A 20,001-nucleotide genomic window follows, 5' to 3' on the forward strand; every position below is an offset into this window, starting at 1 on the left:
GATCAGCCCACCCGGACGCGGCTGCCCAGGATCCCCTGGGGCCGGATGACGAGGATGACGATCAGCAGCAGCAGACCGCCGACGTACTTGACGTCGTTCGGGATGACCAGCGTCGACATCTGGACGAAGACACCCACGACGAGGCTCCCGATGAGGGCGCCGTAGGCGGTGCCCAGACCGCCGAGGGTCACGCCGGCGAACATCAGCAGCAGCAGCCGGAAGCCCATGTCCCACTGGACCTGGTCGGACAGGCCGAGCAGCACCCCACCGAGCGCGGCGAGGCCTCCGCCCATCATCCAGACGACCAGGATCACCCGGTTGACGTCGATGCCCGAGGAGGCGGCCAGGTCCCGGTTGTCCGCGACCGCCCGCATGGCCTTCCCGATCTTGGTGCGCTGCAGCATCAGGGCGACGAGCAGGAGCACGACGATCGAGATGACGATCGAGATGAGGTCGGCGTTGGTCAGCCGGAACAGGCCGTAGTCGACCGCTCGGCCGCCACCGACGCCCTGGTAGGGGTTGGAGCGGCCTCCGTAGACCAGCTGGATGAGGTAGCGCAGGGCCAGCGACAGGCCGATCGAGACGACCAGGGCCGCGATGAGGCCGGTGCCGCGGCGGCGCAGCGGCCGCCACAGCCCCACCTCGTTGAGCGCTCCGACCGCCGCCCCGACCACCATGGCGATCAGCGCGGCCGGGATCAGCGGGACCCCGCCCTCGACGTTGATGAACCACGCGACGACCGCGCCGATCGTGACCAGCTCGCCGTGCGCGAAGTTGGTCAGCCCGGTCGTCCCGAAGATGAGCGACAGGCCGACCGCGCACATGGCGATGAGCAGGCCGAAGCGGATGCCGTCGACCAGCAGCTGGATGGCGCGGACGCTGCCGCCTCCGCCCTCCCGGCTGCCGTCGTTGAGGCCGATGATGACCGCCTGCCGGCGGCCCTCCTCCACGGTGACCGTGCGGTTGTCCTCGCCGGCCAGCTGGACGTTCTCGGGCAGGTCCCCGGAGTCGAGGGTGACGACGTACTGGCCGGGGCCGGGGAGGTCGACCTCCCACCGGCCCTGCTCGTCGGTCTCGACCGAGTCGACCTCCTGACCGTCCGCCGTGGTGACGGTCATCTCGACGCCCTCGATGGGCCCGCTGCGGCTGGTCTGCAGCGTCCCGGCGACCTGCTCGCCCTCGGCCTGGGCGATGCCCGGGGCGAACGCGGCGAGCCCCAGCCCGAACGCGGCGACCAGGAGCACCCGGACCAGGTGGCGGCGCCGGACGGCGGAACCGGACCGGCCTGTCGATCCGGCGGGGTCCACCGGCGGACCTGGTCGTCGACCGTGCCGTCGGACACGGCCTGGCGCGTGCGTCACTCGACCTCCCTGGGCGTGCTGAGTGAGGGGGGACCCTAACCCGGCTGTGTTCGAGGTCGCTGCCCTCACCGTGAGCTGTGACCTTTCCGCGACACGCCGTCCCTGTCACCCCCGTCGCGCCAGCGGCGCGCCGCCGTGCCCAGGGGCTCCGGGAGGTGCACTCTGCTGCCACCGTCCAGGGGAGGACTCCGGTGTCAGGATCCGGTTCGCGGTCCCTCGTCACGACGCGCGCGGCGCGTCCCGACGACCTGCCTGCCGTCCTCGCCCTGGTGCGTCAGCACCGGGCCGAGGCGCACGCCGAGGGGGTGCTCACCGGACAGACCCCGGGAGCGGCCGCGGCGGCCGGGTTCCGCAGGCTGCTCGCCGATCCGGAGCACCGGGTGGCGCTGGCGGTGCTGCCGGGCCCCAACGCCCCGGACGGCGGGGTGGACGGCGAGCTGGTGGTGGGCCTGGCGATCCTCGGGCTGGACCCGCTCTCGGTGGTCCTCGGCGTCCCGCAGGTCACGGTCGACAACCTCGTGGTCCACCGCGAGCACCGCCGTCGCGGGGCGGGGGCGGCGCTGCTGGGTGCCGCGGTGGCCTACGCGACCGAGGCGGGCGCCGACCACGTCGTCGCCGCCGTCGGCGGGCACGAGGCCGAGCGCCAGCGGTTCTTCGCCCGCATGGGGTTCGCACCGCTCACCACCCGTCGGATCGTGCCGCGGGAGACCCTCGCCCGGGCCCTGTCGGCCTGGCAGCGCGGCGGGCTGGTCATCCCGGTGCCGCGCCGTCCCGCGGTGCGCCGCCGGCCGGTCGCGCGGGTGGTCCCGACGGTGGATGCGGCGGAGGGCTGACCGCCGTCCACGCGGGCGGGGCTGTCGGGGACCCCGGCTAGCCTGCCGCCATGCCGGAGCAGGTGACCCCCTTCCTCATGTTCACCGGTGACGCGGAGCGTGCCATCGAGCTCTACACGTCGCTGTTCGACGACGCACGCGTCCTGACCCTCACCCGCTGGGGAGCGGAGGGGCAGGGCGTGGAGGGGACGGTCGAGCAGGCCACCTTCTCCATCGCCGGGCAGGTGTTCCGCTGCTTCGACAGCCCCCCGGTGCACGCCTTCACCTTCACGCCGTCGTTCTCGGTCTTCGTCGACGTCGCCTCGGCCGAGGAGCTCGACCGGCTGTTCGCGGGCCTGTCCGACGGCGGCGGCGTCCTGATGCCTCTGGGTGACTACGGCTTCAGCCGCCGCTTCGGCTGGGTGGACGACCGGTTCGGCGTCTCCTGGCAGCTGAACCTCCCCTAGCGGCGAGGAGGAGCGGCGAGCGGTCCGCCGCTCAGCCGTCGCGGAGCATGCAGGTCAGCCGGGCGGTGGCCGTGGGCCGGCCGGCCTCGTCGCTGACCTCGACGCGGAAGGTGGCCAGCGTCCGGCCGCGCCGCACCGGCGTGGCGACGGCGGTGACCGTCCCGCTCGTGGCCGCCCGCAGGTAGCTGACGTTGAGCTCGACACCGACGCAGCGCCGGCCCGGGCCCGCGCCGAGGGCCGCGGCCCAGGAGCCGACCGTCTCGACCAGCGCGCAGGTGGCCCCGCCGTGGAGCAGCCCCGCCGGCTGCTGGTTGCCCTCGACCGGCATGGTCGCGACCAGGTGGTCGGGGTCGTAGTCGGTGATCTCGATGCCGAGCTTCTCGTCGAGCGGGCTGGAGAAGCCCGGTGGCAGCCAGTCGGGGCGGGCGAGGGTCACCCCGGCACGGTAACCAGCACGGGCTCCGCGGCCCGCCGGTGCCCGTCGGGACGTCGGCGACGTCGGTACCCGGACTTAGGATCGGGCCCGATGTCCGCTCCGGTCTCCGCCCCCGCGTCCCGCTCCGCCGCCCCGACCGCTGGCGCTCGACCCAGCCCACCCCGCCCGCGGTTGCTGCTGCTCGACGGGCACTCCCTCGCGTACCGCGCCTTCTTCGCCCTGCCCGTGGAGAACTTCTCCACCACCACCGGACAGCCGACGAACGCCGTCTACGGGTTCACGTCGATGCTGATCAACATCCTGCGGGACGAGCAGCCGACGCACCTCGCGGTCGCCTTCGACGTCGGGCGCAAGACCTTCCGCAGCGAGATCTACGCGGAGTACAAGGCCAACCGGGCCGAGAGCCCGACGGACTTCCGCGGCCAGGTCAGCCTCATCCAGGAGGTGCTCGGGGCGCTGCGCGTGCCGGTCATCACCGCCGAGGGGTTCGAGGCCGACGACGTGATCGCCACCCTCACCGTGCAGGCCGTCGAGCAGGGCATGGACGTGCTCATCGCGACCGGCGACCGCGATGCCCTGCAGCTGGTGAACGAGCACGTCACCGTGCTGTACCCGCGCAAGGGCGTGTCCGACCTGACCCGCTTCACGCCGGAGGAGGTCGAGGCCAAGTACGGGCTGTCCCCGTCCCAGTACCCGGACTTCGCCGCGCTGCGGGGCGACCCCAGCGACAACCTGCCGAGCATCCCGAGCGTGGGGGAGAAGACCGCCGCCAAGTGGGTGCGGGAGTACGGCTCGCTCGACGCGCTGGTCGACCAGGTCGACACGGTCAAGGGCAAGGTGGGCGACAAGCTGCGCGAGCACCTGTCCTCGGTGCTGCAGAACCGCCGGCTGACCGAGCTCGACCGGGCCGTGCCGATCGAGGTCGGCCCGCAGGACCTCGCCGTCCAGCCCTGGGACCGCAACGAGGTGCACACCCTCTTCGACAACCTGCAGTTCCGGGTGCTCCGGGACCGGCTGTTCGCGACGCTCACCAGCGCCGAGCCGGAGGTGGAGGGCGGCTTCGACGTCGTCGTCGACGAGGTGCCGGCCGGCGGGCTCGGGACCTGGCTGGACGAGCACGCCCGGACCGGGCGCACCGGCGTGATCTTCCGCGGCACGTGGGGCCGCGGCACCGGCGAGCTCAGCGGCCTCGCGCTGGCCGCCGCCGACGACCACACGACCTTCGTCGACCTCGGCCCCGGCCTGGACGTCGCCGACGAGCAGGCGCTCGCCGCGTGGCTGGCCGCCGCCGACCGGCCCAAGGTCGTCCACGAGGTCAAGGGTCCGCTGCTGGCCGTCTGGGCCCGGGGCTGGGAGCTCGACGGCGTGGTCAGCGACACCGCGCTCGCCGCCTACCTCGCGCTGCCCGGCCAGCGCTCCTTCGACCTCGCCGACCTCGCGGTGCGGTACCTGCGCCGGGAGCTGAAGGACGCCGCCGCGGACGAGGCGCAGCTGACCCTCGACGGGATGGGCCCGTCGGAGGCCGACCTCGCCCGCGAGGCGGCGACGGCCGACGTGCTCAAGGCCGTCGCGGTCAACGACCTGTCCGACGCGCTGGAGTCGGTGCTCGGCCAGCGTGGCGGCGACCACCTGCTCGGGGCGATGGAGCTGCCGCTCACCTTCGTCCTGGCCCGCATGGAGCAGCGGGGGATCGCCGCCGACCTGCAGTTCCTGCAGGAGCTGCAGCGGGAGTTCGCCGAGGGCGTCGCGGCCGCGGCCGCGGAGTGCTACGCGGTGATCGGCCGCGAGGTGAACCTGGGCTCGCCCAAGCAGCTGCAGGCGGTGCTCTTCGACGAGCTCGGCCTGCCCAAGACCAAGAAGATCAAGTCCGGCTACACGACCGACGCCGATGCGCTGACCTGGCTGCTGGCGCAGACCGGCCACCCGTTCCTCGAGCACCTGCTCCGGCACCGCGACGTCACCCGGCTGCGCACCGTCATCGACGGGCTGATCCCGATGGTGGACGACGGCGGCCGCATCCACACCACGTTCGGGCAGACGATCGCCGCCACCGGCCGGCTGAGCTCCACCGACCCGAACCTGCAGAACATCCCGATCCGCACCGCCGAGGGCCGCCGCATCCGACAGGCGTTCGTCGTCGGCTCCGGCTACGAGTCGCTGATGACCGCGGACTACAGCCAGATCGAGATGCGGATCATGGCCCACCTCTCCGGCGACGAGGGGCTCATCGAGGCCTTCACCTCCGGGGAGGACCTGCACTCCTTCGTCGCCGCGCGGGCGTTCAACATCCCGATCGAGGACGTCGACCCGGAGATGCGCCGGCGGATCAAGGCGATGAGCTACGGGCTGGCCTACGGGCTGTCGGCCTACGGCCTGTCCCAGCAGCTGCGCATCTCCACCGAGGAGGCGCGCGAGCAGATGCACGCCTACTTCGAGCGCTTCGGCGGCATCCGCGACTACCTCGACAGCGTCGTCGAGGACGCCCGGATGAGCGGCTACACCGAGACCACCCTCGGCCGGCGCCGCTACCTGCCCGACCTGACCAGCGACAACCGGCAGCGCCGGGAGATGGCCGAGCGGATGGCGCTCAACGCGCCCATCCAGGGCTCGGCGGCCGACGTCATCAAGGTCGCGATGCTCGACGTGGAGAAGGCCATCGCCGCCGAGGGGCTGCGCTCGCGGATGCTGCTGCAGGTCCACGACGAGCTGGTGCTCGAGGTGGCACCGGGGGAGAAGGACGTCCTGGAGGCGCTGGTGCGCCGGGAGATGGCCGGCGCCGCCGACCTCTCGGTGCCGCTGGAGGTCTCGGTCGGCTTCGGCTCCAGCTGGGACGACGCCGCGCACTGATGGAGGACCCCGGTGCACCCCACGCCTCGCAGGCTCGGCGCGGGACCCTGCACCGGGGCCGAGGACGGGGTCCGTCTGCTCCCGGTGGGCGGAGGGCGGGTCGACCCCCTCCGCCCGCTCGGCGACGTTCGGTCCGTGACCGACGGCACAGTGCTGGTGGGGGGGTGCCGGACCGGTGGGCATCCTCGACGCCCTGGGCCTGGCCCGGGCGGGCATCCCCGTCACCGTCCTCGACCGCGCGCCCGACGCTCACCGGACCGGCGAGCGGGTCCGGTGAGCGCCCCCTGACGAGGCACCGCTGCCGCGGCCGAGGCCGGTCCTCACCCTCGACCTGAGGTCCAGGCTCAGGGCCGGCGGCAGACGAGGACGAGCGTGCCAGGGACGAGCGCTCCGCGTTCTGGCGACCACTGGCCCCACAACTGCGTGCGGCCCGGCGTCCACTCCGGCTCGACCAGGTCCTCCAGGACGAGGCCGGCGCCGACGACGGCCCGCACCCAGTCGCCGACCGTGCGGTGGTGCTCGACGTAGACCGCCCGGCCCTCGTCGTCGGTCTCCACGTACGGGGTGCGGTCGAAGTAGGAGGAGACGATCCGCAGGTCCTCGGGGTCGGGGGAGTCGGGGAACGGCCAGCGCATCGGGTGGTTGACCGACGCGACGAAGCGCCCGCCCGGGCGCAGCACCCGCGCCACCTCGGCCAGGGCGCCCTCGACGTCGGCGACGAACGGCAGGCCGCCGTACGCCGAGCAGGCCAGGTCGACGCTCTCCGAGGTCAGCGGCAGCGCCCCGACGTCGGCCTGCACCAGCGGGACGGCGGTGCCGGTCGACCGGTTGAGCTCCGCGGCGCGGGCCAGCATGCCGCCGGAGAGGTCCAGCGCCACGGCCTCGGCGCCCGCCCGACGCAGCCACCGGGAGCAGGGCGCCGACCCGCAGCCCACCTCGAGCACCCGGCGGCCGGCGACGTCCCCGAGCAGGTGCGCCTCGCTCTCCCGCAGCCCCTCCGGACACCAGAGGAAGTCGACGTCGCCGAGGTCGGCGCCGTGCTCGGCGAGGTAGGCCGGCGCGGCGGCGTCCCACCACCGGCGGCTGGCCCGGACCGACTCGGCGGTCCCGGCCGGGCGCCGGGTCACCCCGCCCGGAGCCGGGTAGCCGTCCTCGGCGAGGGGCAGCCCGGGCGGGTGCGGGGGAGTCTCCATGACACGCCGATCGTGACACGCCGGGGTGCCGGCAGCGGACGTGCACCCAGGTGGACCCACCCCCGCGGGCGTCCGTACCATGGGGAATGCGCCAGAGGTCTGTCAGTGCTGTCCCCGACGGGGTCGGCGCGCGCCGGTCTCCCCGCTCCCCGCGGTCACCCGGCCGCGGGTCGCCCCGTCCCTACTCATCCCCCGTCCGGAGCACTCGACCACATGACCTCCACCCAGGTCCGTCCTAACAGCACCCCTCAGGTCGCCGTCAACGACATCGGCACCGAGGAGGACTTCCTCGCGGCCATCGACCAGACGATCAAGTACTTCAACGACGGCGACATCGTCGAAGGCGTCATCGTCAAGGTCGACCGCGACGAGGTGCTGCTGGACATCGGCTACAAGACCGAGGGCGTCATCCCCTCGCGGGAGCTGTCCATCAAGCACGACGTCGACCCCAACGAGGTCGTCACCGTCGGCGACGAGGTGGAAGCCCTCGTCCTCCAGAAGGAGGACAAGGAAGGCCGCCTGATCCTGTCCAAGAAGCGCGCCCAGTACGAGCGCGCCTGGGGCACGATCGAGGCGAAGAAGGAAGCCGACGAGGTCGTCACCGGCACCGTCATCGAGGTCGTCAAGGGCGGTCTCATCCTCGACATCGGCCTGCGCGGGTTCCTCCCCGCCTCGCTGGTCGAGATGCGCCGCGTCCGCGACCTGCAGCCCTACGTGGGCCGCGAGCTCGAGGCCAAGATCATCGAGCTCGACAAGAACCGCAACAACGTCGTCCTCTCCCGCCGGCAGTGGCTGGAGCAGACGCAGTCCGAGGTCCGCAGCGAGTTCCTCAACAAGCTCGCCAAGGGCCAGGTCCGCACCGGCGTCGTCTCCTCAATCGTCAACTTCGGTGCGTTCGTGGACCTGGGTGGCGTAGACGGCCTGGTGCACGTCTCCGAGCTGTCCTGGAAGCACATCGACCACCCGTCCGAGGTCGTCGAGGTCGGCCAGGAGGTCACCGTCGAGGTCCTCGACGTCGACCTGGACCGCGAGCGGGTCTCCCTGTCGCTGAAGGCGACGCAGGAGGACCCGTGGCGTCAGTTCGCCCGGACCCACCAGATCGGCCAGGTCGTGCCCGGCAAGGTCACCAAGCTGGTGCCCTTCGGTGCGTTCGTCCGCGTCGACGAGGGCATCGAGGGTCTGGTGCACATCTCCGAGCTGGCCGAGCGCCACGTGGAGATCCCCGAGCAGGTCGTGCAGGTCGGCGACGAGATCCTGGTCAAGGTCATCGACATCGACCTCGACCGGCGCCGGATCTCGCTGTCCCTCAAGCAGGCCAACGAGGGCGTCATCGGCGACGAGGAGCAGTTCGACCCCGCCGCCTACGGCATGGCCGCGTCCTACGACGAGCAGGGCAACTACATCTACCCCGAGGGCTTCGACCCGGAGACCGGGGAGTGGCGCGAGGGCTTCGAGGCCCAGCGCGACGAGTGGGAGCGGCAGTACGCCGAGGCCCAGGCTCGCTTCGAGGCGCACCGCAAGCAGATCGCCGAGGCCCGCGCGGCCGACGCCGAGGCTGCGGCCGGTGGCAACTACTCCAGCGGCGACGCCGCCCCCAGCGACACCTCCGGTGGCACCCTCGCCAGCGACGAGGCGCTCGCGGCGCTGCGCGCCAAGCTGGCCGGCGGCGAGTGATCGTCCTCGGCTGAGCTGAGCAGCACCCGAGGCGGAGGCCCGGGACCCTGCGGGGTTCCGGGCCTCCGTCGTTCCCGCCGCCGGGCGGTGGGCAGCCGACGAGGCCCGAGGACCGGGGTCCTCGGGCCTTCTCTCGTGCCGTTCGGGGCCGGCGGGGCGATGCGCCGCGCACCGGCCCACCGCGGCCCCGTCCAGAGGCTCGCCGTGGCCCCGTCCCGGGGCCCGCCCTGAGCTCGCGAAGGGTGGGGAGGGCGGGGTCCCTCTCCGGCGAGGGGGACGGGGTCCCCTCTCAGAGGCTGAGGATGATCGCGAACGCCGTGCGCGGCCGGCCGCCGGTGTTGGCGAGGAACTGCCAGGTGTGCCGACCGGCCGGGGCCGTCGCCGACAGCCAGCGCATGAAGGCGTTGCGCGGGCGGACGCCGGCGTTGCGCTCCATCCGCTCCCGCACGGCCGGCAGGTCGGTGCACCGCACGCCGGCGGGGCGGTCCAGCCGGTGTCGGCCGGGGCCCCGGCGGGACGCTGCGGGGGCCGGGGTGGGAGCCGCGTGGGCGGATCGGGACATGGTCGGTTCTGCCTCTCTCGGCGGGGAAGTGCGCCGAGGACAGAGTTGTCCACGGGACTCGTGTGACTGGAGCGACGCGCCGGACAGGACGGACGGGTGTTACCCGTCCGTGACCGTCGACCGCGTGCTGGCTACTGTCCGTGCGTGCTGCGGATCGGACTGACCGGCGGGATCGGATCGGGCAAGAGCACCGTGGCGGGGCTGCTGGCCGCGCGCGGTGCCCGGATCGTGGACGCCGACCGGATCGCCCGCGAGGTCGTCGCGCCGGGCAGCGCGGGGCTGGCGGCGGTGGCGGAGGCCTTCGGGCCGGAGGTCCTCACCGCGGACGGCGCCCTGGACCGCCCGGCCCTGGCGGCGGTGGTCTTCGCCGACCCGCAGGCGCGGGCCCGCCTCGACGGCATCGTCCACCCGCTCGTGCGCGCGCGGGCCGCCGAACTGGTCGCCGAGGCGCCGGCGGACGCGGTCGTGGTGCAGGACGTGCCGCTGCTCGTGGAGACCGGCCAGGCGGCGTCCTACGACCTCGTGCTGGTGGTGCAGGCCGACCGGGAGACCCGCGTCCGGCGGCTCGTGCAGCGGGGGCTCGGTGCCGAGGACGCCCGTGCGCGGATCGCCGCGCAGGCCACCGACGAGCAGCGCCGTGCCGTCGCCGACGTCGTCCTCGACAACAGCGGCACGCCGGAGGAGCTCGAGGCGCAGGTCGACCACTTCTGGGCCGAGCACGTGGCGCCCGCGCTGGGCTGACGGCACCCTCGCCGGGTGCTCCGGACGGCAGGCGCCGGGCCCGCCAGGTGCCCTGACGAGCCGGGCAGCACCGACCGAGGGATCCCGTGACGAGGGCCGCGCTCCCGCCGGGGAGCGCCGAGACGCCGAGAGGCCCGGGTCCACCGGACCCGGGCCTCTCGGCGCGTTGTGGGCGATACTGGGTTCGAACCAGTGACCTCTACCGTGTCAAGGTAGCGCTCTACCACTGAGCCAATCGCCCGTTCCGCCTCACCAGGCTCGGCGAGACGCCGAGGTGGAGACGGGATTTGAACCCGTGTAGACGGCTTTGCAGGCCGTTGCCTCGCCTCTCGGCCACTCCACCGCACACACGGGCGCCGGTCTCGCGACCAGCGCCCGAGGTTCCGAGCGGACGACGGGATTCGAACCCGCGACCCTCACCTTGGCAAGGTGATGCTCTACCAACTGAGCCACGTCCGCGTTGCTGTCGTGCAGGGAGAACGATACAGGACCCGGAGACCGGGTTTCAGGGGGGTCCCTGCGCGGGTCAGCGCCCGCTCGGATCGGCGCCGCCGTTGGACAGCAGGGCGGCCAGTTCGTCGTCCACGTCGAGGACGGAGGCCTCCTCGCCGACCGGCACGATGTTCTCCGTCAGCCGCAGGAACCCGGCCACCGTGCCACGGGAGACCTCGAACAGCGCCTCGCCCGAAGGGGCCCGCAGGTGCAGGAACAGGACGTCGCCGGACGTGCGGGACGGCCACAGCCGGACGTCGCCCTCGCCGGCGGGGCGCTCGAGCCCGGCCTGGAGCAGTTCACGGCCGACCAGCCAGGCGATGCCGTCGCCGTCAGCGGCCCCGCCGTCGCCGAAGGTGATCCGGACCGCGAACGGGTCGCTGACGTCGTAGGACAGCACGGCGGGCACCTCGGTCCACGACTGCGGTCCGACGAGGTGCAGGGTCGTGGGGCAGGTGTACCCGGGCGTCGAGCGGCTGGTCATGTTCCCAACAACGACCTTTCGTGGAAGTGGTCACGCCGACGGTGTTCCGGGCGTGTCGACTCCATGGGTGCCCGCTTCGGGCCGTCCTGAACCGCTCGCTCTCCCCGGAGGCGAGGACGTGTGACGATGGTCACCGTGAGTCGTCCGGCACGGCGCGCGGGGGACCCCGCGGACGTCGACCTCCTGTCGCAGATGAGGGCCGGTGACCGGAGGGCCGTGGACGACCTCTACGACCGCTACGGCCGCCTCGCGTTCACCCTCGCCCGGCGGGTCCTGGGCGAGGACACGCCGGCCGAGGACGTCGTCCAGGAGGTGTTCCTCGGCGTGTGGCGGGACCCCGGGGCCCACGACCGCGACCGCGGCACCGTCTCGGCCTGGCTCATCGCGCTGGTGCACCACGAGGCCGTGGACGCCGTCCGCCGGGAGGAGTCGCTCCGCCGGCGCCGGGACCGCGCCGGGGAGGACCTCGCCCGCGCCGCCGCCGCCCACGACGGGGAGGAGGACGTCTGGGCGCGGGTGGTGTCCGACCGCGTCCGGAGCGCGCTGGGCGGCCTGCCCGCGGCGCAGCGGGAGGCGCTGACGCTGGCCTGCTACGGCGGGTACACGCAGCGGGAGGTCGCCGCCCTGACCGGTGCGCCGCTCGACACGGTGAAGACGCGCATGCTGGCCGGGATGCGGCGGCTGCGGGAGGAGCTCGGCGGCGCGACCCTCGGCGGTGCGCTGGGCGGGGGAGCCCGCGTCGAGGGGTCGAGCCGGTGAGCGTCCCCGGGGGCGTCGGGCCGCGGCGCGAGGACCACGAGTTGTTCGACGAGCTGGCCGTCGGCTGGGCGTTGCGCGCCCTCGAGCCCGAGGAGGAGACGCTCGTCGCGGCGCACCTGCCCGAGTGCGCCCGGTGTCGCGGCACGGTCGCCGAGACCGCGGAGGTGATGGCCGCCCTGGCGGCCGAACTGCCGCCTGCCGAGCCCGCCGAGCGGCTCCGGGAACGGCTGCGGACCGCGGTCGAGCGCACCGAGCAACTGCCGCTGCCCCCGTCCGCCGAGCCGACCGTCCCGGAGCCCCGTCCCGGCGTCACCGCCCCTGACCGGCCCGCCGCGGGGTTCCGCGCCCCCGTCGTCCCGGAGCCGGTGCACCGCGGCGGCTTCCCGACCCCGTGGCGGCGGGTGCTGCCCAGCGCCCTGGCCGCCGCGGCGGTGGCGGCGATCCTCGCCCTCGGCACCTGGAACGTCGTCCTCAGCACGGCGCGGGACGACGCGCAGGCCGCGGTGGCCGAGCAGGCCCGGATGATCGACGCACTCCTCACCCCGGGCCGTGCGGTCGTCGCGCCGCTGTCGGCGGACGACGGCACGCCGGTGGCCACGGTGGTCGCGCGGACCGGGCAGGTGCAGGTCGTGGCCCACGGGCTGCCGGTCAACGACGCCCGCGCGCAGACCTACGTCGTGTGGGGTCTGGGCGGCGACGCGCCCGTGGCGCTGGGCACCTTCGACGTGCTCCGCCCCCGGATGGACCTCCTGGCCGTAGGCTCCGCCGCGACCGGTCTCGACGACCCCCCCGAGTACGGGATCAGCCTCGAGCCCGGCCGTCAGGCTCCGTCGGCACCGACGGACGTCGTCGCACGCGGGGAGGTGACCAACTGACCGGGCCAGAGACGGTGCAGCCGGAGCGCGAGCGGCGCCACCACCAGTCGCCCGAGCAGCTGCGGGCGCACTTCGCCGAGGACGGCTTCCGCAGCCTGCGGGAGCGGGTGGCCGAGACCCGCTGGCGGCGCCGCCTGGCCGGCAGCCGCACCGTCGACTCGACCTACCGGCTGTGCGTCGGCGTCGTCGGCGGCCTGATCGTCGCCGTCGGGCTGGCGACCATCCCGCTGCCGGGGCCGGGCTGGCTCACCGTGATCGCCGGCCTGTTCGTGCTCGCGACGGAGTTCTTCTGGGCCGAGCGCCTGCTGGAGTTCACCAAGAAGCACGTCAAGCGCTGGACCGACTGGCTGGGCCGGCAGGCCCTCTGGCTGCGGCTGCTCGTCGCCGCCGCGACGGCGGCCTTCGTGTACGGCGTCCTCGTGGTCACGCTGCACGTGATGGGCGTCCCCGACTGGGTCCCGGGGTGGGTGCCGCTCTGGCGGTGACCGTCTGGCACAATGGAGGACGCACGGGCGATTGGCTCAGTGGTAGAGCGCTTCGTTCACACCGAAGAGGTCACTGGTTCGAACCCAGTATCGCCCACTCCCGGCAGAGGCCCGGTCCGCGCGCAGCGGGCCGGGCTCTCCGCGTTCCGCCCCCCGAGGAGCCGTCAGGGGGACGATGGGGGCGATGTCCCCGCGCCGGCGCCCGCCCGATCCCGAGCCGATCCGCCCGCGGGCGCCCGGGCGGGCCGAGCGGCTCGCCGCCGTCCTCGAGCGGGACGGCGGCACGTGCACCTGGTGCGGCCGGGAGCTCGGCGGCCTGGTGCGGGCCACCACCGAGCACGTCGTCCCGCGGGTGAAGGGCGGCCCGTCCTGGATCGAGAACGAGGTCGCCGCCTGCAGCCGCTGCAACGCCGAGCGCGGGCACCGCACCCCCGTCGACTGGCTGGAGGAGTGCGAACGGCGCGGCTGGCCCGCCGACGCCGCCCGCGTGGTGCGGGCGTTGACCGCGCTGGAGGCCGCCATCGCCCGCGAGGGCGGCCAGCGCCGCGCCCGGCCCTACCTCGACGCCCAGCTGCGCCGGCTGCGCCGGTCCCGCGGGTGGCTGGGCCGTACGGTCGCCTCGTGAGTGCGGGCAGGCTCGTGCAGATCAGCGTGTACCTGGTGAAGAGCCTGGGCGGGCGCACCGTCGCCGAGGCCGAGGTCGGGCCGGCGGGGCTCGCCGGTGACCGGAGCTGGCTGGTGGTCGACGCCACGACGGGGGAGCGGATGACGGTCAAGGGCACCCCGGCCATGGCCGGCGTGGTCGCCACGGGGGACGCCGAGGCCGACACGGCCACCCTCACAGCGGTCCTCGGCCGGCCGGTGCGGCTGGACCGGGCCGGCGCGCCGCAGGTCGACGCGGCCGCCGTGCACCTGGTCAGCCGGGCAGCGGTCGACCGGGCCGCCGGCGGGGACGTCCCCGAGGGCTGCTCGGCCGACGACCCGCGGGCCAACCTCCTGCTGGACCTGCCCGCGGGCGAGGACGAGCGCGGCTGGGTCGGCCGCACGCTGCGCGTCGGTGCGGTGGAGCTGCGGGTCACCCGCACCCCCAAGCACTGCCTCGGGGTCTACGCCGAGGTGCAGCAGCCGGGGCGGGTGCGCGTCGGCGACCCCGTGGAGCTGCTCGCGCCCTGACGGGCAGGGACCGGCGCGGGCGGCCGCCTGCAGAAGTCGGCCAGGGGTGACGGGGGTCGCGCACTACGCTCGGGGGGCTGCGTCCGCCGATCCTCTGGAGCGCCCTCGTGTCGACCCCGCCCTCGCCCACCGCCGTCGGTCCCGTCCGGGTGCCGGCCGGGACGACGGCCCAGGACGCGCTCAAGGACGCCGGGGTGCCGCTCAAGGGCCCCGACGGCGCGGTCGTCGTCCGCGACGTGGCGACCGGGGAGCTGAAGGACCTCGCCTGGGTGCCCGACGCCGACGCCGAGGTGGAGGCGGTGCCGGCCGCCAGCCCCGAGGGCCGCTCGGTGATCCGGCACTCCACCGCGCACGTCCTCGCCCAGGCCGTGCAGGACCTCTTCCCGGGCACCCGGCTGGGCATCGGACCGCCGGTGGAGAACGGCTTCTACTACGACTTCGACCCCGAGCGGCCGTTCACCCCCGAGGACCTCGAGGCCCTCGAGAAGCGGATGCAGGAGATCGTCAAGGCCGGTCAGTACTTCTCCCGGCGGGAGATCAGCGACGCCGACGCCCAGGCCGAACTGGCGCACGAGCCGTACAAGCTCGAGCTGATCGGGCTCAAGGGCTCTGCTGGCGACCCCGCCCACCCCGCCGCGGAGGGCGCCGACGTGGAGGTCGGCGGCGCGCAGCTGACGATGTACGACAACCGGGACGCCCGCACCGGCGACCTGGTCTGGACCGACCTGTGCCGGGGCCCGCACCTGCCGCGGACGTCGAACATCCCGGCGTTCTCGCTCACCCGGTCGGCGGCCGCCTACTGGCGCGGCAGCGAGGAGAACCCGCAGCTGCAGCGCATCTACGGCACCGCGTGGGAGAGCAAGGAGGCGCACAAGGCCCACCTGGAGCACCTGGCGGAGGCCGAGCGCCGTGACCACCGGCGCCTCGGCGTCGAGCTGGACCTGTTCAGCTTCCCCGACGAGATCGGCTCCGGGCTGGTCGTCTTCCACCCCAGGGGCGGCGTCGTCAAGCGGGAGATGGAGGACTACGTCCGCCAGCGGCACATCGAGGAGGGCTTCCTCTACGTCGGGTCCCCGCACATCAGCAAGCGCGGCCTGTTCGAGACCTCCGGGCACCTGCCGTACTACGCCGACACCATGTTCCCGCCGATGGAGCTGGAGAACAGCGAGTACTACCTCAAGGCGATGAACTGCCCGATGCACAACCTGATCTTCAGGTCACGCGGGCGGTCCTACCGGGAGCTGCCGCTGCGCTTGTTCGAGTTCGGCTCGGTGTACCGGTACGAGAAGTCCGGCGTCGTCCACGGCCTGACCCGGGTGCGCGGGCTGACCCAGGACGACTCGCACAGCTACGTCACGCCCGAGCAGGCGCCGGGGGAGATCCGTCACCTGCTGGCCTTCGTGCTCGGACTGCTGCGCGACTTCGGCCTCGACGACTACTACCTGGAGCTGTCCACCCGCGACGACTCGCCCAAGTTCATCGGGTCCGACGAGGAGTGGGCGGTCGCCACGCGGGTGCTGGAGGACGCGGCGAAGGAGACCGGGCTGGAGCTCGTCCCCGACCCGGGCGGCGCGGCGTACTACGGCCCGAAGATCTCCGTGCAGGCCCGGGACGCCATCGGCCGCACCTGGCAGATGTCGACCATCCAGTACGACTTCAACCAGCCGGCCCGGTTCGGCCTGGAGTACACGACCGCCGACGGCTCGCGGCAGCAGCCGGTGATGATCCACTCGGCGAAGTTCGGCTCGATCGAGCGGTTCTTCGGCGTCCTCACCGAGCACTACGCCGGTGCCTTCCCGGCCTGGCTGGCCCCGGTGCAGGTCGTCGGCATCCCGGTGACCGACGACCAGGTCGGCTACCTGACCGACGTCGCCCTGAGGCTGCGGGCCCGCGGGATCCGCGTCGAGATCGACGACTCCGACGACCGGATGCAGAAGAAGATCCGCACCGCCAGCAAGCAGAAGGTGCCGTTCGTGCTCATCGCCGGGGCCACCGACGCCGAGGCGGGCGCGGTCTCCTTCCGGTTCCGCGACGGCAGCCAGCACAACGGCGTCCCCGTCGAGCAGGCGGTGGAGGCGATCGCCGCGTGGGTGACCGCCCGCGCCAACGTCGACCCGACCGCCGACGCCCTGGTGGCCGGATGAGCACCGGCGCGGAGGAGGGCTACCGGTTCGCCGTCTCCGCCGACGACGGCGGCCCGGCGACGGTCTTCGAGCACCTGTGGACGCCCTACCGGATGGCCTACATCCGCGGGGAGGGCAAGCCGACCGGCGCCCACGACTGCCCGTTCTGCCTCATCCCGCAGATGAGCGACGAGGAGGGGCTGGTCGTCGCGCGCGGGCCTAGCGTCTACGCCGTCCTCAACCTCTACCCGTACAACGCCGGCCACCTGATGCTGGTCCCGTACCGGCACGTGCCCGACTACACCGACCTCACCGAGAGCGAGGTCGCCGAGCTGGGCCGGTTCACCCAGACGGCGATGCGGGTCGTGCGCGCCGTCTCCGGGGCGCACGGGTTCAACATCGGCATGAACCAGGGCTCGGTCGCCGGCGCCGGCATCGCCGACCACCTGCACCAGCACGCCGTGCCGCGCTGGGGTGGGGACACCAACTTCATGCCGGTCATCGGCCTGACCCGAGTGCTGCCGCAGGTGCTCAGCGACACCCGTGCCCTGCTGGCGGCCCAGTGGCCGGCCGACGGCGCCGCCGCGATCCAGGGGGACTGAGTGCTCGGTGTCAACGCCCGCGCCGCCGTCGGGCGGTTCTGGGCACCGGTGGCGGCCCGGCTGCTGCGGGCCGGGGTGACCGCGGACGCGGTCACCGTCGTCGGCACCCTGGGGGCCATCGCCGGCGCGGTGGGGCTGATCGCCACCGGTCAGCTGTTCTGGGGCGCGTTCACCGTGACGGTGTTCGTGCTGCTCGACATGCTCGACGGCGCGCTGGCCCGCGCCCGCGGCGGCGGCTCACTGTTCGGCGCGGTGCTGGACTCCACCGGCGACCGCGCGGCCGACGCGGCCGTCTTCGGCGCGCTGGTGTGGTGGTTCTCCGGTGCGGGGGACAACCGCCTGCTGGTGCTGCTGGCCCTCCTGTGCCTGGTGCTGGGCGTGCTCACCTCCTACGTCAAGGCCCGGGCCGAGGGGGTCGGGCTGCGCTGCGACGTGGGCATCGTCGAGCGCACCGAGCGGCTGATCCTCGTGCTCGTCGGCACCGGCTTCAGCGGCCTGGGGATCCCGTACGCGCTCCACGTCGCGCTGTGGGTCCTGCTGGTGGGCAGCGCCGTCACCGTGGGGCAGCGCTTCGCCGCCGTCCACCGGCAGGGCCGCGGCCGGTCTCTGCCGGTGTCCCCGCCGCCGCCCGGCTCCGCCCCGTGACGGACACGGCGGGCGCCGGTTCCCCGGCGGAGGTCCCCGGCCCGCCGGGGCTGTCGGTCGTGCCCGGCCGGCCCGGGCTGCGGTCCCGCGCCGGCGAGCGGCTCACCGACCTGATCTACGCGGCGGGGTGGCGTGCGGTGCGGCTGCTGCCCGAGCCGGTGGCCCGCGGCGCCTTCGACGCCGCCGGCCGGTGGGCGGCGGGCAGGGAGGGGCGGGGCGTCCGCCAGCTGCGCGCCAACCTGCGCGTGGCGACCGGGGGCCGGTTGCCCGAGGCGGAGCTCGACGCGCTGACCACTCGCGCGGTGCGCTCCTACGCCCGGTACTGGCAGGAGGCCTTCCGGCTCCCGCGGCTGTCGACCCACCGGATCGTCGCCGACTCGGTGATGCTCGGCCGGGAGCACCTGGAGCGGGCGCGGGCCGACGGCCGCGGCCTCGTCCTCGCCCTGCCGCACAGCGGGAACTGGGACGCCGCGGGCGTGTGGCTCGTCGACTTCCTGGACGGGCCGTTCATGACCGTCGCCGAGCGGCTCAAGCCCGAGACGCTGTACCGGCGCTTCCTCGCCTACCGCGAGTCCCTGGGCATGCGGGTGATCCCGCTGACCGGCGGGCCGCGGCCGGGCTCCACGGTGCTGCGCGAGTGGCTGGCCGGCGGCGGCTGGGTCTGCCTGCTCGTCGACCGCGACCTCGGCCAGGGCGGGGTGCCGGTGGAGTTCTTCGGCCGGACGGCGAGCATGCCCGGCGGGCCGGCGGTCCTTGCCGCCCAGACCGGCGCCGCCCTGCACCCCGTGGTCTGCTCGTTCACCGAACGCGGCTGGCGGGTCGACGTCCGCCCCGAGGTCCCCGTCGACGGGCCCGGCCGGCTGCGCGACCGCGTCGCCACCGCGATGCAGGGGGTCGCCGACGCGTTCACGGAGCGGATCGCGCTGCACCCCGAGGACTGGCACGTGCTGGGCCGGATCTGGTCCGACGTCCCGCCCGACCCCGTGCGCGCTCCGGTGAGCCCGTCGAGCCGGACCGTGCCGGAGCGGCGCTGATGCGCATCGGGCTGGTCTGCCCCTACCAGTGGGACGTCCCCGGGGGCGTCCAGTACCACGTGCGCGACCTGGCCGAGACGCTGCGCGGGCTGGGGCACCACGTCGAGGTGCTGACCCCGGCCGAGCGCGAGGAGTCCCTGCCCGCCGAACACGTCACCTGGGCCGGGCGCACCGTCCCGATCCCGTACAACGGTTCGATGGCCAGCGTGCAGTTCGGCCCGGTGTCGGCCGCCCGGGTGCGCCGCTGGTTGCGCGAGGGCCACTTCGACGTCGTGCACGTGCACGACCCCGCGCCCCCGTCGATCGGGCTGCTGGTGTGCATGATCGCCAAGGGCCCGATCGTGGCGACCTTCCACGCCGCGACCATCCGGTCGAAGTGGCTGGCCGCGTGGGGGCCGGTGATCCGGCCGTGGCTGGAGAAGATCAGCGGCCGGATCGCGGTGTCCGACTTCGCCCGCCGGGTGCAGGTCGAGCACCTCGGCGGGGACGCGGTGATCATCCCGAACGGCGTGCACGTGTCCGCGTTCGCCGACGGCCCGTCGCTGCCCGGGCACACCCGCGGCGTCGACGGGCCCACGATCGGCTTCCTCGGGCGCTACGACGAGCCCCGCAAGGGCCTGCCGGTCCTGCTGGAGGCCATGCGCACCGTCGTCCGGCAGCACCCGGGCGCCCAGCTGCTCATCGCCGGCCGCGGGGACCCCGACGCGGTCTACGAGCAGCTCGGCGACGACCTGCGGCCGCACGTCTCGCTGCTCGGCGAGCTCACCGAGGAGGACAAGGCCGCCCTCCTGCGCTCGGTGGACGTGTACTGCGCGCCCAACCTGCTGGGCGAGTCCTTCGGGATCATCCTGATCGAGGCCCTGGCCGCGGGGGCGCCGATCGTCGCCAGCGACCTCGACGCGTTCGCCCAGGTGCTGCGGGACGGCGCCGCCGGCGTCCTCGTGCGCCGCGGTGACGCCCGCGCGCTGGCCCGCGCGCTCGGCGGCCTGCTCGCGGACCCGGAGCGCCGGGCGCACCTGTCGGAGACCGGGCGGCGGGCCGCCGCGGCCTACGACTGGTCGGTCGTCGCGCGGCGGATCCTCGACGTGTACGAGACCGTCGTCCTCCCCGGCGCCGGCGAGGTCACCGCCGAGGAGTCCGACGAGGGCCTGGCCGGCCTGCCGGCGGTCGCGGACGACGAACCGGACGACGCCCCGCTGAGGTCGGCCCTGCGGCGGTGGGTGCAGCGCTAGCCTG

20 protein-coding genes and 4 tRNA genes are annotated in these 20,001 nt (G+C 74.2%); 16 read left to right on the top strand and 8 right to left on the bottom strand.

What is annotated here, in order from left to right; all coding sequences use genetic code 11:
• Window positions 1-2 precede the first annotated feature (2 nt).
• Entirely contained in the window at window positions 3-1,307 is a 1,305-nt protein-coding gene (locus ACI782_RS16900) for an ABC transporter permease subunit (protein ID WP_456911233.1), read from the bottom strand.
• A 245-nt stretch (window positions 1,308-1,552) separates the two neighbouring features.
• Between ACI782_RS16900 and ACI782_RS16905 the strand changes: the two genes are divergently transcribed.
• A complete protein-coding gene (locus ACI782_RS16905; RefSeq protein ID WP_456911234.1) occupies window positions 1,553-2,194 on the top strand; it encodes a GNAT family N-acetyltransferase in 642 nt (213 codons plus the stop codon).
• A gap of 50 nt (window positions 2,195-2,244) precedes the next feature.
• On the top strand, window positions 2,245-2,640 hold the full coding sequence (locus tag ACI782_RS16910) for a VOC family protein (protein ID WP_456911235.1): 396 nt from the start codon (window positions 2,245-2,247) through the stop codon (window positions 2,638-2,640).
• Between the two features lie 31 nt (window positions 2,641-2,671).
• Here the strand turns inward: ACI782_RS16910 and ACI782_RS16915 are convergent, their stop codons facing one another.
• Window positions 2,672-3,076, bottom strand: coding sequence for a PaaI family thioesterase (locus ACI782_RS16915; RefSeq protein WP_456911236.1), 405 nt, complete (start codon window positions 3,074-3,076; stop codon window positions 2,672-2,674).
• A 171-nt stretch (window positions 3,077-3,247) separates the two neighbouring features.
• Here ACI782_RS16915 and polA point away from each other — a divergent pair, with 171 nt between their 5' ends.
• Window positions 3,248-5,923, top strand: coding sequence for a DNA polymerase I (polA, locus tag ACI782_RS16920; protein WP_456911237.1), 2,676 nt, complete (start codon window positions 3,248-3,250; stop codon window positions 5,921-5,923).
• Window positions 5,924-6,267: 344 nt separating this feature from the next.
• Here the strand turns inward: polA and ACI782_RS16925 are convergent, their stop codons facing one another.
• Window positions 6,268-7,116 (bottom strand): class I SAM-dependent methyltransferase, encoded by an 849-nt coding sequence (locus ACI782_RS16925; protein WP_456911238.1) that lies wholly within the window; start codon window positions 7,114-7,116, stop codon window positions 6,268-6,270.
• Between the two features lie 213 nt (window positions 7,117-7,329).
• Here ACI782_RS16925 and rpsA point away from each other — a divergent pair, with 213 nt between their 5' ends.
• On the top strand, window positions 7,330-8,790 hold the full coding sequence (rpsA, locus tag ACI782_RS16930) for a 30S ribosomal protein S1 (protein ID WP_456911239.1): 1,461 nt from the start codon (window positions 7,330-7,332) through the stop codon (window positions 8,788-8,790).
• A 289-nt stretch (window positions 8,791-9,079) separates the two neighbouring features.
• Here the strand turns inward: rpsA and ACI782_RS16935 are convergent, their stop codons facing one another.
• Window positions 9,080-9,262 carry a hypothetical protein gene (locus ACI782_RS16935; protein WP_456911240.1) on the bottom strand — a complete coding sequence of 61 codons (183 nt, stop codon included), beginning with the start codon at window positions 9,260-9,262 and terminating at the stop codon, window positions 9,080-9,082.
• Window positions 9,263-9,496: 234 nt separating this feature from the next.
• On the opposite strand from ACI782_RS16935, the gene coaE reads away from it, so the two are divergent.
• Entirely contained in the window at window positions 9,497-10,093 is a 597-nt protein-coding gene (gene coaE, locus ACI782_RS16940) for a dephospho-CoA kinase (protein WP_456911241.1), read from the top strand.
• Between the two features lie 169 nt (window positions 10,094-10,262).
• Here coaE and ACI782_RS16945 read toward each other — a convergent pair.
• The 4 genes from ACI782_RS16945 to ACI782_RS16960 form a co-directional block, all read right to left on the bottom strand.
• Window positions 10,263-10,334: transfer RNA gene (locus tag ACI782_RS16945), tRNA-Val, on the bottom strand.
• Between the two features lie 31 nt (window positions 10,335-10,365).
• A tRNA-Cys gene (locus ACI782_RS16950) sits at window positions 10,366-10,436 on the bottom strand.
• A gap of 43 nt (window positions 10,437-10,479) precedes the next feature.
• Window positions 10,480-10,552: transfer RNA gene (locus tag ACI782_RS16955), tRNA-Gly, on the bottom strand.
• Between the two features lie 67 nt (window positions 10,553-10,619).
• Complete coding sequence (locus tag ACI782_RS16960; protein WP_456911242.1) at window positions 10,620-11,069, bottom strand: SsgA family sporulation/cell division regulator; 450 nt, start codon at window positions 11,067-11,069, stop codon at window positions 10,620-10,622.
• A gap of 126 nt (window positions 11,070-11,195) precedes the next feature.
• Between ACI782_RS16960 and ACI782_RS16965 the strand changes: the two genes are divergently transcribed.
• The 11 genes from ACI782_RS16965 to ACI782_RS17015 all read left to right on the top strand — a co-directional run bounded on the left by ACI782_RS16965 (window position 11,196) and on the right by ACI782_RS17015 (window position 19,997).
• Window positions 11,196-11,828 carry a sigma-70 family RNA polymerase sigma factor gene (locus ACI782_RS16965; RefSeq protein WP_456911243.1) on the top strand — a complete coding sequence of 211 codons (633 nt, stop codon included), beginning with the start codon at window positions 11,196-11,198 and terminating at the stop codon, window positions 11,826-11,828.
• Window positions 11,825-12,703 carry an anti-sigma factor domain-containing protein gene (locus ACI782_RS16970; protein ID WP_456911244.1) on the top strand — a complete coding sequence of 293 codons (879 nt, stop codon included), beginning with the start codon at window positions 11,825-11,827 and terminating at the stop codon, window positions 12,701-12,703. Before ACI782_RS16965 ends, ACI782_RS16970 begins: the two co-directional genes overlap by 4 nt.
• Window positions 12,704-12,717: 14 nt before the next feature.
• Entirely contained in the window at window positions 12,718-13,188 is a 471-nt protein-coding gene (locus tag ACI782_RS16975) for a TIGR02611 family protein (protein WP_456911245.1), read from the top strand.
• A gap of 25 nt (window positions 13,189-13,213) precedes the next feature.
• A tRNA-Val gene (locus ACI782_RS16980) sits at window positions 13,214-13,285 on the top strand.
• An 87-nt stretch (window positions 13,286-13,372) separates the two neighbouring features.
• On the top strand, window positions 13,373-13,813 hold the full coding sequence (locus ACI782_RS16985) for an HNH endonuclease (RefSeq protein WP_456911246.1): 441 nt from the start codon (window positions 13,373-13,375) through the stop codon (window positions 13,811-13,813).
• Window positions 13,810-14,361: an MOSC N-terminal beta barrel domain-containing protein gene (locus ACI782_RS16990; RefSeq protein WP_456911247.1), complete on the top strand. Its 552-nt coding sequence runs from the start codon at window positions 13,810-13,812 to the stop codon at window positions 14,359-14,361. Before ACI782_RS16985 ends, ACI782_RS16990 begins: the two co-directional genes overlap by 4 nt.
• Before the next feature lie 107 nt (window positions 14,362-14,468).
• On the top strand, window positions 14,469-16,505 hold the full coding sequence (gene thrS, locus ACI782_RS16995; protein WP_456911248.1) for a threonine--tRNA ligase: 2,037 nt from the start codon (window positions 14,469-14,471) through the stop codon (window positions 16,503-16,505).
• Window positions 16,502-17,086 (top strand): HIT family protein, encoded by a 585-nt coding sequence (locus ACI782_RS17000; protein WP_456911249.1) that lies wholly within the window; start codon window positions 16,502-16,504, stop codon window positions 17,084-17,086. Before thrS ends, ACI782_RS17000 begins: the two co-directional genes overlap by 4 nt.
• Entirely contained in the window at window positions 17,087-17,731 is a 645-nt protein-coding gene (gene pgsA / locus ACI782_RS17005; RefSeq protein ID WP_456911250.1) for a phosphatidylinositol phosphate synthase, read from the top strand. It begins immediately after the preceding gene.
• Window positions 17,728-18,765 carry a phosphatidylinositol mannoside acyltransferase gene (locus ACI782_RS17010; RefSeq protein ID WP_456911251.1) on the top strand — a complete coding sequence of 346 codons (1,038 nt, stop codon included), beginning with the start codon at window positions 17,728-17,730 and terminating at the stop codon, window positions 18,763-18,765. Before pgsA ends, ACI782_RS17010 begins: the two co-directional genes overlap by 4 nt.
• Window positions 18,765-19,997, top strand: a complete 1,233-nt coding sequence (locus tag ACI782_RS17015; RefSeq protein WP_456911252.1) for a glycosyltransferase family 4 protein — start codon at window positions 18,765-18,767, stop codon at window positions 19,995-19,997. Before ACI782_RS17010 ends, ACI782_RS17015 begins: the two co-directional genes overlap by 1 nt.
• The last annotated feature ends 4 nt before the right edge of the window (window positions 19,998-20,001 follow it).

Source organism: Geodermatophilus sp. SYSU D00703, from assembly GCF_054050155.1.

Excerpts from the sequence above, each read along its gene's own strand:
- ACI782_RS16910 (WP_456911235.1), top strand. The coding sequence starts at position 2,245 with ATGCCGGAGCAGGTGACCCCCTTCCTCATGTTCACCGGTGACGCGGAG.
- ACI782_RS16925 (WP_456911238.1), bottom strand. The coding sequence starts at position 7,116 with ATGGAGACTCCCCCGCACCCGCCCGGGCTGCCCCTCGCCGAGGACGGC.
- rpsA (WP_456911239.1), top strand. The coding sequence starts at position 7,330 with ATGACCTCCACCCAGGTCCGTCCTAACAGCACCCCTCAGGTCGCCGTC.
- ACI782_RS16960 (WP_456911242.1), bottom strand. The coding sequence starts at position 11,069 with ATGACCAGCCGCTCGACGCCCGGGTACACCTGCCCCACGACCCTGCAC.
- ACI782_RS16965 (WP_456911243.1), top strand. The coding sequence starts at position 11,196 with ATGGTCACCGTGAGTCGTCCGGCACGGCGCGCGGGGGACCCCGCGGAC.
- ACI782_RS16985 (WP_456911246.1), top strand. The coding sequence starts at position 13,373 with ATGTCCCCGCGCCGGCGCCCGCCCGATCCCGAGCCGATCCGCCCGCGG.
- ACI782_RS17000 (WP_456911249.1), top strand. The coding sequence starts at position 16,502 with ATGAGCACCGGCGCGGAGGAGGGCTACCGGTTCGCCGTCTCCGCCGAC.
- ACI782_RS17015 (WP_456911252.1), top strand. The coding sequence starts at position 18,765 with ATGCGCATCGGGCTGGTCTGCCCCTACCAGTGGGACGTCCCCGGGGGC.